Annotated in this window: 11 protein-coding genes; 1 reads left to right on the forward strand and 10 read right to left on the reverse strand. The window is 39.8% G+C overall.

Features of this window, described 5'->3' with window-relative positions; translation table 11 throughout:
• Positions 1-15: 15 nt before the first annotated feature.
• From IEU81_RS04650 to spxA, 5 genes are all read right to left on the reverse strand, one after another.
• Entirely contained in the window at positions 16-165 is a 150-nt protein-coding gene (locus tag IEU81_RS04650) for a hypothetical protein (RefSeq protein ID WP_186090499.1), read from the reverse strand.
• A gap of 309 nt (positions 166-474) precedes the next feature.
• Positions 475-2,280 carry an oligoendopeptidase F gene (gene pepF, locus IEU81_RS04655; RefSeq protein WP_186090500.1) on the reverse strand — a complete coding sequence of 602 codons (1,806 nt, stop codon included), beginning with the start codon at positions 2,278-2,280 and terminating at the stop codon, positions 475-477.
• 54 nt (positions 2,281-2,334) lie between these two features.
• Positions 2,335-3,309 carry a competence protein CoiA gene (locus IEU81_RS04660; protein ID WP_186090502.1) on the reverse strand — a complete coding sequence of 325 codons (975 nt, stop codon included), beginning with the start codon at positions 3,307-3,309 and terminating at the stop codon, positions 2,335-2,337.
• Positions 3,310-3,374: 65 nt separating this feature from the next.
• Positions 3,375-4,043 (reverse strand): adaptor protein MecA, encoded by a 669-nt coding sequence (locus IEU81_RS04665; protein WP_092599940.1) that lies wholly within the window; start codon positions 4,041-4,043, stop codon positions 3,375-3,377.
• 171 nt (positions 4,044-4,214) lie between these two features.
• On the reverse strand, positions 4,215-4,613 hold the full coding sequence (gene spxA, locus IEU81_RS04670; protein WP_026860018.1) for a transcriptional regulator SpxA: 399 nt from the start codon (positions 4,611-4,613) through the stop codon (positions 4,215-4,217).
• Between the two features lie 367 nt (positions 4,614-4,980).
• Here spxA and trpS point away from each other — a divergent pair, with 367 nt between their 5' ends.
• Positions 4,981-5,982, forward strand: a complete 1,002-nt coding sequence (trpS, locus tag IEU81_RS04675; protein ID WP_186090503.1) for a tryptophan--tRNA ligase — start codon at positions 4,981-4,983, stop codon at positions 5,980-5,982.
• 477 nt (positions 5,983-6,459) lie between these two features.
• Here trpS and fabF read toward each other — a convergent pair whose 3' ends face one another.
• From fabF to IEU81_RS04700, 5 genes are all read right to left on the reverse strand, one after another.
• The gene (gene fabF / locus IEU81_RS04680; RefSeq protein WP_186090505.1) at positions 6,460-7,701 is read right to left on the reverse strand and encodes a beta-ketoacyl-ACP synthase II; all 1,242 of its coding nucleotides are present in this window, start codon (positions 7,699-7,701) and stop codon (positions 6,460-6,462) included.
• A complete protein-coding gene (locus IEU81_RS04685; RefSeq protein ID WP_092599949.1) occupies positions 7,701-8,657 on the reverse strand; it encodes a beta-ketoacyl-ACP synthase III in 957 nt (318 codons plus the stop codon). Before IEU81_RS04685 ends, fabF begins: the two co-directional genes overlap by 1 nt.
• A gap of 150 nt (positions 8,658-8,807) precedes the next feature.
• Positions 8,808-10,658: an oligopeptide ABC transporter substrate-binding protein gene (locus tag IEU81_RS04690; RefSeq protein WP_186090507.1), complete on the reverse strand. Its 1,851-nt coding sequence runs from the start codon at positions 10,656-10,658 to the stop codon at positions 8,808-8,810.
• Between the two features lie 173 nt (positions 10,659-10,831).
• Positions 10,832-11,707: an ABC transporter permease gene (locus IEU81_RS04695; protein WP_092599979.1), complete on the reverse strand. Its 876-nt coding sequence runs from the start codon at positions 11,705-11,707 to the stop codon at positions 10,832-10,834.
• 226 nt (positions 11,708-11,933) lie between these two features.
• Positions 11,934-12,896: an ABC transporter permease gene (locus IEU81_RS04700; RefSeq protein ID WP_092599955.1), complete on the reverse strand. Its 963-nt coding sequence runs from the start codon at positions 12,894-12,896 to the stop codon at positions 11,934-11,936.
• Position 12,897 lies beyond the last annotated feature (1 nt).

The raw sequence follows: 12,897 nt of genomic DNA on the forward strand, positions 1-12,897 counted from the left end.
TATTTCCCCCTCTTTTTAAAAACGCATAATAAATAATATAAGCAGTACGAGTGTCCATAAAACAATTGCCCCGCCGACAAATACAATTGTTGAAAACAGTGTACCTTTCAACGAATCTCTGTTATCAGCCGCCGGCTGTTTTTTACTTTCATATTCCTTTAACATAGACGTCCCTCCCTGAACTTTATTTCCTTACTTTAAGTATAGAAAAATAAAAAAAACCATCTGTGACATATATCACAGATGGTCATAATTATTTAAAATATTCAGTTAAAATTGCGCATAAAAAAAGTAGCACATCTTCTATAATGTGCTACTCAAACAAAGGGGATGGGAGAAATTTCTCACTGTTAACAAAGGGGTATGTTTCAGTGATAAAATTTTCATGAGTTAAATATAGCATGGTTATTAGCACCAAGCAACATTTTGAACATTTTTTCACATTTTTGTCATAATGAAAACGAATTCACAATCTTATTTCTCTAATTCATCCAGTAATTGTTCAAATTCAGACAGCTGCGTTTCGAAAACTGTCAGTGCATTTTCCACAGGCTCACTTGTCGTCATATCGACGCCGGCATTTTTCAGTATTTCAATTGGATAATTTGATGATCCCTTTTTAAGGAATTCATTAATGTAGCGCTGAGCTGTACTTTCCCCTTCTTCCAGTACTTGTTTAGACAAGCTGGCTGCTGCAGAGTAACCCGTCGCATACTGGTAAACGTAATAGTTCATGTAGAAGTGAGGAATTCTTGCCCATTCCACATCGATCGCTTCATCGTAATCTACTGCTTCACCGAAGTATTTCATGTTTAGTGCGCCGTAGACTTCATTCAGTTTGCCCGCAGTTAATGGCTCTCCTTCTTCTTTCATTTTATGAATCGCGTGTTCAAATTCAGCAAACATTGTCTGACGGAACACAGTACCTCTGAATCCTTCAAGCTGCTCATTTAATAAGTACAGCTTCTGTTTTTTATCGTCCAGATTTTTAAACATGTAATCTGCAAGCAGTGCTTCGTTAAAAGTACTTGCGACTTCAGCAACGAAAATCGAGTAGCCGCTCGTATTGGCTGGCTGATTCTTGCGTGAATAATAGCTGTGAACAGAATGTCCAAACTCATGAGCAAGTGTAAATAAATTATTCACATTATCCTGCCAGTTCATTAAAATGTAAGGATTTGTGCCGTATGTTCCAGAAGAATACGCACCTGTACGTTTACCTTTATTTTCATATACGTCGACCCAGCGGTTTTCAAGACCTTCTTTAACGATATCAACATATTCGCTGCCGAGCGGCTGAAGTGCATTAACCAGCCATTCTTTAGCGTTTTCATATGTCATATCGAAATCTGTATCTTCGACTAGCGGAACATACATATCATACATTTTTAATTCATCTACACCTAGGAATTTTTTACGCAGTTCTGTATAGCGGTGCAGTATATGGAGATTATCATTCACAGTATTGACGAGATTATCGTAAACACTTTCAGGAATATGATTATTTGATAATGCCTGATGACGGCTGGATTCGTAACCTCTAACATTGGCGCTGAATACATGAGTATTGACGACACCTGCCAGAGTCTGGCTCAGCGTATTTTTAAATTTGCTGTATTCGCTGTAAAGATTAGTATAGGCAGATTCACGCAAAGTTCTATCCGATGATTTTAACAATTCCACAAAGTTTCCCTGTGTCAGCGGATGTTCTTTGCCATCTGAATCTACGGCCGGTTTAAATTCGATATCTGCATTGTTAAACATGCCATATACCTGTGTTGGTGTATGCATCACTTCTCCAGCTTGTGCCAGCAGCTGTTCTTCAGCGTCACTTAAAACATAAGGTCGCTGCTTATTCAATTTCTCAAGATCAAATTTAAATTCAGCCAGACGCTCGTCTTCTGCAAATTCTTTTAGCGTCTCTTCCGGAATTTCCATAATTGCCGGTACAAGGAAACTCCATGCCGTTGAGTATTTGACGGCTAGTGATCTTGCACGGCTTTCAAGTGCACTGTAAGTATCGTTAGAAGTATCCTGATCGTGTTTTAAATGCGCATAGACAAATAGCTTCCCAAGTTCAGTATCTAGTGATCTTTCAAGTTCCAAAGCATCTGCGAGTTTTGCTGCAGAGTCAAAACCGTCTTTGAATTTCTCGTTATCTGCAACTTTGTCTTCAAGCGCTTTATAAGCTGTCTCAAAATCTTCATCACTTTCAAATATAGTTGTTAAATCCCACGTATTCTCAAGCTGCTGTTCTTCTCTTGTAATTAATTTTCCCATAGTAATAACCTCCGTTTATTGTTAAAGCAATTTTCTCAATAATTGCTTATTTATTCAAGCAATATCTTTCGAAATCCGAAAAACTTTTAAATAGAAAGCGAGCAGCGACTGAATCAAAATATTTTTTTCTGGTGCGTCTGGCAAAGTTCTTACTTTTATATAATCATAAAAGTCTGCACGATTAAAAATCCCTTTCGATAAATGGTAATAGATGTATAACTTCCATTCGACTGGTGAATTTATTATATATTTTTCATGCAAACTGGTAATATATAGAAATTCAGGCAAAGACTCTTGAGTCAGACCCAATTGATACATATATGTCAGCGTCTTATTCTGAACTGATTTTTGAGATTTTTCCCGCCTGATAATCCGCTTCATCATATTTTTTGTTAATTTAAAAGTGTCTTCCCAGCAAGGGCTCCACATCGGTTTAATAACTTCACTGATTTCAATTTTCTCTTTCTTGTATAGAAAATAATTCAGTCCTGCAGTATGACCGATATGCCAGGCATTAATTTCCAGCGTCTTCGAATGAATTGTATAAACAGCATCATTTGTCATCGTCGACATTTGGAAATGATTCAAATGCAAAAATTGCCCTTCCTGTTTTAATTCTCTTTCATCCAGCAGCCACATTACCTTCATTCCTAACTTATAATAGCCCTCAGTTCTCGACAGTATTAATTCCGGGCTGATTCTAGATAATTGTATTTCCAGCGCCCAGTATTTGTTAATTAACAGATCGGGTATTTGTTCAATACTTTCCAGATAAAATTCCATTGCCGTATCATAGTATTTATTCAGTTCGAGGTACAAATCATGCTTGAGCTTTAAATGCAGCATGGATTCCCGTTTATATAAATATCTGCTGCATTGCATTATATGCTGGTGTGAGAAATGCGGAACTTTTATATTTCCAGCCTTTAAAACGACGGGTGTATCACAGACTGGACAAAAATATGACTGCTGTTTTTTGGCTTCCTGTGCAAAAATTTGATTGCCATTTTCATCATTTGCAATATACATAAAAAAACCTCCTTACCCTATATATAGGGAAAAAGGAGGTTTTTTTATTTTTTCGTACAAGTTATTTAAATTTCTTGAAAATATCTTCTAACCTGTGCACGAACATTGTTACTCATTATAATTTTTCCATATTCATCCAGTAACGCACTGGCAATAGATGTCGGTTCGCTGTATTCAAGCAGCTTAGACTCAATGCCTTCCATACTGTCAAAATGTGTTCTGTAATCGAAGAAGACCTGATAATAATATTTACCATCCATTACATAAAATAAATCTTCGTATAATGTTTCATCGACTTCAACTTCATGAGTATATTTTATAAGATTTTCAAAGTCACTAAAGTAAACCATCAGCGGTTCATTTATGACTGGAACATCAAACTTGCTGCTGTCATTTTTACGATCATCGATGGTTTTATCGATAAATGATTCGATTTCCCTATTTTCCATATTCATAGCATAGGGCTCCATACCGTATGGATCATGTTCATGTTGGGATTTAGACACAACGACTTCTATACCTTTGTCGAACGCGTGCACTTGAATCCACAGTGGACCATCCAAAGCAAAGTCATCTGTTTGCTCATTATTTACTTCGTCCATAATCGTCCAGAAAAATTCTTCGCCGCGCTGACGGTTCATCCATAAATCTTCCTTGTTAAAACCGCGGCTCTCAATATCTGAGTACGTTAAAAAGAATTTAATGGTTGAGTCGTTCACTCTTTCAATTCTCATCCTGCTCACTCCCTTACCATCATTTCTGCCTATTATACTAACTATTTTTATATATTACCAAATTTTAGATTTGTCTTATTATTATATGTTAAAACGCCCGCAGATAGCAAATCATCTGCAGGCGTTCTGAACTTCATACATATATCAAATTATTCATCATACTTATATTTCTTATAATTCTGCCAGGCGTTTAGCTTCAATCAGATGCAATGTTCTAATGCTGCGCGGTAAAAAGCGTCTAATTTCATCTTCGTTGTAGCCCACTTGTAAACGTTTCTCATCCATAATAATCGGACGTCTCAATAATCCTGGGTTCTCCATAATTAAAGTATACAGCTCATTCATAGGAAGGCTTTCAATATCAACATTTAATTTTTGGAAAGTTTTAGAGCGAGTCGAGATAATTTCTTCTGTCCCGTACTCTGTCATTCTTAAAATAGATTTAACTTCGTCTAAAGTTAATGGTTCAGAAAATACATTGCGTTCTGTATAAGGAATATCATTTTCCTGCAACCATGCTTTTGCCTTACGACATGACGTACAACTTGGAGAAGTAAATAGTACTACCATGTAACTCACACTCCAATTTTATAATTCTAACAAGAGTCTATACCCGTTTAAAGTCTTCTCTAAACATTCCATCAGTATGTAACTCCGCCTCTTGTTGACAATTCTTATTATAGGTAACAAACATTAAAATAAAATGAGAATATTGTAATAATCTTAAAAATTATTAATTAATCTGAAATTAAAAGTAATGTTTATGTGCTAAGAACTTATGTTAATTATAACATCAAAGTTGGTCAAAGTATATACATCTGACGAATGACTTATACGATTATTTGTTTTGTTTCAATATAAATCCCGTCACTTGATTGCACATCAGTTAAAAGAGTATTAATATTAGGATACTAACTAAACTATGTAGGTGACATAAATGAAAACATTATTTTCAGGCGTACAGCCAAGCGGTATTCCAACACTTGGAAACTATATTGGCGCATATAAACAATTCGTTGAACTTCAGGACGAATACGATTCATATTTTTGCATCGTCGATCAGCATGCAATTACGGTACCTCAAGACCGTTTAAAACTCAGAGAAAACTCCCGTGCCCTTGCAGCAATTTACTTGGCAAGCGGTCTGAATCCAGAGAAAATATCTCTATTCATTCAAAGTGAAGTCGCGGCCCACGCTAAAGCAGCATGGATGCTGCAGTGTACTTCTTATATCGGTGAACTGGAACGTATGACTCAGTTTAAAGATAAAGCAAGAAAGCAAAATCAGCGTGACGGTATTTCAGTCGGCCTGCTGACATATCCGGCTTTAATGGCGGGAGACATTCTGCTTTATAACGCTGACGTTGTACCTGTAGGTGAAGATCAGACTCAGCATATTGAATTCACACGCAATGTCGCTGACCGTTTTAATACTAAATATAATGATATTTTCACTCTGCCGGAAATTAAATTGCCAAAAGTCGGCGGCCGCATTATGAGTTTAAATGAACCGACTAAAAAAATGAGTAAAAGTGATGACAATCAAAAATCATTTATAACATTGCTCGATGATCCAAACCAGGCAGCGAAAAAAATTCGTTCAGCTGTGACGGACTCTGATACAGAGATTAAGTTTGATAAAGAAAACAAACCTGGAATTTCCAACCTGCTTACAATCTACAGTTCTTTATCAGATAAAACCATCGATGAACTGGTAAATGATTATAAGGATTCAAGCTACGGAGACTTCAAGAAAGATTTAGGCGAAGTCGTTAAAGAGTTCCTTATTAAATTCCAGGAGAAGTATAATTACTATCTGGAAAGCGACGAACTTGACGAAATTCTCGATGCAGGGCGCGATAAAGCCGCACTTAAAGCAGACAGAATGGTAGAAAAAATGGAACGCGCTATGGGACTCGGCAGAAAAAGAAGAAGATAATTTAAGGTAAATATATTGATCCGGGCAGAGTTTTTAATTCTGTCCGGATTTTTGTGTTTTGCTGGTGTTATGTATAATTATGGGTCCTGTGTAGGCATGTAAACTTATTTGTGTGTCGTCGCCGATGTGACGACGTCATCCGGAAGGCTGCGGACGACTTCGTGGTTTTGACGACGTCATCCGGAAGGCTGCGGACGACTTCGTGGTTTTGACGACGTCATCCGGAAGGCCGCGGGCGACTTCGTGATTTTGACGACGTCATCCGGAAGGCCGCGGACGACTTCGTGATTTTGACGACGTCATCCGGAAGGCCGCGGACGACTTCGTGATTTTGACGACGTCATCCGGAAGGCCGCGGACGACTTCGTGAACCAGTCGAAGGCACGCAAACCTCAAAACACGGCCAAAATCACAAAAAACACGCGACATATAATATATCGCGTGTCCTTGACAAGGGGTGCACTTTATTTCAATAATCTATTCTTCGTATTTTTTAAATACCAGTGTTGCATTATGGCCGCCAAAACCAAGGCTGTTTGATACTGCATATTTAAGATCTGCAGTTACCGGACCGTTCGGCACATAATTCAGGTCACATTCCGGCGCCTGATTTGTTAAGTTAATTGTCGGGTGGACCTTGCCGTCGCGAAGACTGCAGGCAGTAATGATTGCTTCCATACCGCCGGCACCGCCGAGCATATGACCCGTCATTGATTTCGTAGAGTTAATTAACAAGTTGTCCGCATGTTCTTTAAATACTGTGCGGATTGCTATTGTTTCAAATTCATCATTGTACGGTGTACTTGTTCCGTGAGCATTGATGTACTGCACGTCTTCCGGTTTAATTCCTGCATCTTTCAATGCTTCAGACATTGCACGTGCGCCGCCTTCACCGTCCGGCGCGGGTGCTGTGATGTGATGCGCATCTCCAGTTGAGCCGTAACCAACGATTTCAGCATAAATTTGTGCGCCGCGTGCTTTCGCATGCTCCAATTCTTCTATAACAACAACGCCGGCACCTTCACCCATGACAAAGCCGTCTCTGTCTGCAGAGAACGGACGTGATGCGTAGTCGGGGTCGTTAGAGCTTGATAACGCTCTGTTTGCCTGGAAACCAGCGACACCCATATTAGTAATCGGCGCTTCAGTTCCGCCCGTAATCATAGCGTCTGCCTGACCGCGTTCTATAATTTTAAAAGCATCGCCGATAGAGTTTGTTCCTGTCGCACATGCTGTAACTGTTGCACCGTTTGGTCCTTTAGCACCTTCACGGATAGATACTTGTCCGCTTGCCATATCCGGAATCATCATCGGTACGAAGAATGGACTGACACGTCTCGGACCTTTAGTTGTTAAAGCGATAAATCCATCTTCAAGTGACTGGATTCCGCCGATTCCAGAACCGATCCATACACCAATGCGTTCTGCATTACTGTCGTCGATCACAAGCCCTGAATCTTTCACCGCTTCTTCAGCTGCAATCACTGCAAATTGTGTAAATTTATCCATACGGCGTGCTTCTTTTCTATCTATAAAATCTTCAATATTTAAATTTTTAACTTCTCCAGCAATATGAACATTGAATTGTTCTGTATCGATATTTGTAATTTCTGCAATACCATTTTTACCCATTAATGCATTTTGCCACGTTTCTTTTGCTGTATTACCAATCGGTGTTACTGCCCCTGTACCGGTAATGACAACTCTTCTTCTAGTCATTAAGAATCCTCCTTCTTAGTACCCCAAGTTAAACATACTGCGCCCCATGTTAAACCGCCGCCAAATCCGACTAAGACAATATTATCTCCCGGTTTGATACGGTTTCGTTTCACTTCATAATCCATGCTGAGCGGTATTGATGCTGCCGAGGTGTTTCCGTATTTATCTACAGTTACACTCATTTTATCATAAGGCAGTCCCATTCGTTCTCTCGCTGCATTCATAATTCTAATATTTGCCTGATGCGGAATCAGCATGTCGATATCATCTTTATTCAGACCAGCTTTATCTGTCACTGCGACACTTGATTCTCCCATTTGTCTAACGGCAAATTTAAATACTTCACGGCCGTTCATGCGAATATATCCAAGCTCTTTATCGCCGTACAGATATTTCGCACCCGAGCCTTTGCTGCCGAGCTCGAATGATTTAATACCAAACCCTTCATCTACTTCACCGACTACAACTGCACCGGCACCATCGCCAAATAGTACTGCGGTTGAACGGTCGTCAAAGTCAGTGATATTAGTCAGTTTATCTGCACCAACGACAAGAATATTTTTATAATTCCCGGATTTTACGAACATTTCCGCAGTCGATAGCCCGTAAATAAATCCTGTACATGCGGCCAGCTGATCCATAGACGGCACATTATTAAGGCCTAGCCGTTCCTGAATTAAGTTCGCAACTGACGGAAATTTGTGATCACCGGTAGATGTCGCAACAATTACAAAGTCTATATCTTCCTTATTTAGTCCGGAATCTTCAAGTGCTCTTTCAGCCGCTATAAAGGCCATTTCACTCGTTTCCATATCTTCTGCGAAACGTCTTTCTTCTATACCTGTCATTTCTCTAATCCATTCATCAGAAGTATCCATAATTTTTTCAAAATCAAAGTTTGTGAATACTTTTTCTGGTGTATATGAACCAATGCCGAGAATCCCTACATTTGTCATTCTTCTCACACCTTATAGTCTCATTATATTACTAGGTACTAATTTATCATAAATTGGGATATTGTTCAATTAAAAACACCGGTGAATCACCCGGCCATAAATAAAAAACCGGAGACATTAAATGTCTCCGGTTTAAGATTTCTGTAACTATTATTCTGCGTCTTCAACACCAACGCGGTACCATAATGTGTCTTCGTTCCACTGGTAATCTTCAGAGTAGTTAATTACTCTTTCATTTACAGGTGTAACAAATGCACGGTAAAGTGTTGGAATTACTGGAATATCCTGAACCATCAGTTCAGCCCACTGGTTGTAAACATCTTTTCTGTAGTCTACTTCCAGAGCTTCTTGTGAGTTACCTGCTGTTAACAGTTCAGTTGATTCATCTGATTCATAACGCGTGTAGTTAAATGGTGCAGTTGGACCGTAAAGACCTGAAGGGTCTACATCTGAACCTACACCCCAAGCGCCTTGGTAAATATCGATTTCAGGATCATCGTTTTCAACCATATCGTAGAATGTGTTGAACTCGATTAAACGTCCGTTAGTCAGCTGAACATTAAGACCAACGTCTCTCCAAGATTGGATGTAGTAGTTTGCTAATGGTTCAGCAATATCTCCGCCTGACATTGAAGCAAAGTTAATTTCTAATGGTTCGCCTTCAGGAGTTTCTCTCATGCCGTCTCCGTCAGTATCTTCGTATCCTGCTTCGTCAAGAATTGCATTTGCTTCTTCAGGGTCGTAAGCTGGAACTTCTACTTCTTCATGCCAGTTTGCATGGTAAGGTGTAATTAATGAAGTTGCTTTCCAGCGAAGTCCATTATAGAAACGTTCTCCGATAGCATCGTTGTCAACTGCATGCCACATTGCACGGCGCAGTTCAACATCGCCCATCTTCATTTCTTCCGGTTTGTATTCAACTTTTCCTTCATCTGCGTTCCAAGAACCCAGTTTAAATCCGATGTATGTGTATGAGCCTTCGACGTTAGCTAACCATTCTACTCCATCGATATCCGAAACATCCGGATACTGATCTGTCGGGAAGCTCTTAGCAATATCAATTTCTCCAGATTCAACTGCACTTGCAATTGATGATGGTGCGATAACGCGAACGGTAACTTCAGAAACTCCCGGCTCGCCGCGCCAGTAATCTTCGAATTTAGACATTGAAATTGACTCACCCGCAACGATTGAATCTACTTTATAAGGTCCAATACCGATTGGGTTTTCTCTCGTTTGAGGTGCTGCCGCCATTTCTGAAACTTCTAATCCTTCATAGTAATGAGTCGGGAAGGCATATGACCAGAACCCGCCTGCTGTTAATGATGGAGCAAGTTCAGTATAAGTAAATACTGCAGTTTTATCATCGACGATTTCAATACCTGAGATAGAATCAGCTTCGCCGCTTCTGTACTCTTCATAACCTTCGATTAATGTAAATCCGTCAGTTGAACCGCGAACTCCGTCATAATCCGGATGTCCGATGATTTCATATGAAGAAACGTAATCCTGGATTGTTAAAGGTTCACCATCGTGCCAGTTTACGCCGTCACGAACAGTAAATGTTACAGTGTTGTCGTCTTCATTAAGTTCAAACTGTACTGCACCTTCGTTTGTATACTGGAAATCTTCATCCATTGCAAGTACAGCTTCATCGAAATGAGCCATCATATCTGCATCTGGAGCCCCTTGGTAAAATGCCCAGTTAAGCGTACCTTCAAATGGAGTATCTGATGAATAACCAATATTTAAAGTCCCTTCACCTGATGGATCTCCTGTGTTAGATACTGTTTTAGGAAAATCTTCATAGTTGTAAATTTCCCCGCCAGCAGTGTCCCCTTCTTCACCAGACTCATCTGATGATTCTTCTCCTGACTCTTCTGATGAAGCATCATCCGAAGATGTATCTTCCTCTGAAGAGTCTCCCCCGCATGCTGCCAGCGCTAATACAAGTGCCAGCGTCATAAGGAATAAAAACCTTGACCAAGAAATTTTAGTCATTTTATTTCCTCCTTTGTTTTGATCTTGCTTGATATATATACAAAGCCCAGAAACCCGAACTTTAGTACCAAAATTCAATTTCTTCCATAAAATGTTTGTAAAGTTCACTTAATATTCATAATAGCATAGTTATACATTATATCAATTAAATTTTTAGAAAATTGTGTAATTATTTAAGCGTTACGCTGACGTGCATCTCCGGCGCGTCTGAACGCTTCCCCAATGTTTCTGACACACAGCATTAAGATTAGAATCAGAATGGCTGCAGGTGCCCAAATCCACCATCTGTTTTGCAGTGTCTGAGTCTGAATTGCATATGCCATCAGCGTTCCGAGAGACGGTGTATTTTCAGGGAAACCGAAGCCGATAAACGACAGTCCTGATTCAATTCCGATATTTGCTGCAAGTGATAATGTACCGTTTACAATAATCAGTCCAACCAGGTTAGGCATCAGCTGAGTAAAGATAATTTTAATATTAGAACTTCCAAGTGTTCTGGATGCATTAATATAATCCAATTCCTTTTCCTGCATTGCAACTGACCGGATTAATCTGGCCGTTCCTGTCCACAGGAAGGCTGCCATAATCAGCGAGAATGTCCAAATATCGTATGACGGTACAATTGTTACGAATACTACGATGATCATCAGGAAAGGCAGGACCATAAAGAAGTCGACGATACGCATCATGCCGTTATCAATTTGTCCTCCAAAATATCCTGATACGACACCGTAGACGATACCAAAACCAACACTGATTGCAGTAACGAGAAAACCGATAGCCAGCGAGTTTCTCGTTCCGATAATCAGCTGGCCAAATATATCTCTGCCGCCGTAATCCGTTCCTAATCTGAAGTCATCATTCGGCGGCTGGTTAATGGCAAATAAATCTACTTTAACAATCGCTGCCTGATTTAAGAACATCGTCAAACCGAAAACATACGATGTAATGATAACTAAAATAATAAGTGAAAATAGTGCTAATTTATCACTGACCAATTCTTCAAATATAATTTTCCAGCCCGGTTTTGAACGGGGCAGGTTTTTCATATCCAGTGCACCGTGACCTGCTGCACCATGAGGCAAATCTGCTTTCACACTCATGTCGAGCGTTTTGCTTTCGCTGCTGTCTTTGTTATCGAGTGAATACGCATCCCGCTGTTCAGGCGGGGTGTGCGCGTTATTCTCATTTTCTTCATTAAATTTATAAGTATTGTTCTCTTCTTCATCTAATCGTTTTTTATCGTCTCTTTCATTTACCAAATTACACCCCTCCTTACTTAATGCGGATACGAGGATCCACTATACTTAAAATAATATCTGATAATAATGTCCCGATAATTGCGAGCATGCCGTACATTAAGATTAGTACGTTCGCTACTGAGAAATCCCTGATTGAAATGGATTCAAGGAACAGGCGTCCCATGCCCGGATAACCGTAAATTGTTTCGATAAACAGCGATCCGCCGAGCAGTGAAGTAATTTCATAACCAAAGAATGCTGCAATAGGCAAGATTGAGTTTCTGAAAATATGTCTCGTATATACTTTGCCTTCTGTTACCCCTTTAGCACGTGCTAAAGTGATGAAATCTTTCTGTTTCGTTTCAATAATTCCGCTTCTTAAGTACTGAACCGTTCCAACAAGACCGATCAGCGCAATAGAGAAGCTCGGCAGCACCAGATGCTGTATCTTGCTGACAACATATTCAAGTGTTCCGGGTGTTACTCCCGCTCCGACTGAACCGCCTGTCGGGAACCAGCCAAGTGTGTAACCGAATAAAAGCAGGACAACAAGACCGAAAATAAACGTTGGTGTTGCAAACCCTAAGTATGTGTAACCTGTGATCAGACTATCGAGCGGTGAGTCATTCCAGCGCCCTGATACTAAACCTAGCGGAATACCAATTAAGTAAATCAGTACTGCAGAGAATAGTGACAGCCAAACAGTATTCAGCATTCTGTCTCCGATAACATCAAGCACCGGCTGCTGTTTGAAGAATGAATGACCGAAGTCGCCTTGCAGCATTGCAACAATCCAGTCCTTGTACTGGATATACCATGGATTATTTAAGCCCATCTGTTCACGCAGTCTTTCAATCTGCTCAATCGGTACAGTCGGGTCAATCAGACCGCTCAGCGCATCTCCCGGCATTAATGAACCGAGGAAGAATACGAGTATACTTAATAATATTATTTGCGGAAAAGAAATTATTAACCGTCTAATAGTAAATTTTAACATT

The organism is Jeotgalicoccus aerolatus (assembly GCF_014635205.1).
Lineage (GTDB): Bacteria > Bacillota > Bacilli > Staphylococcales > Salinicoccaceae > Jeotgalicoccus > Jeotgalicoccus aerolatus.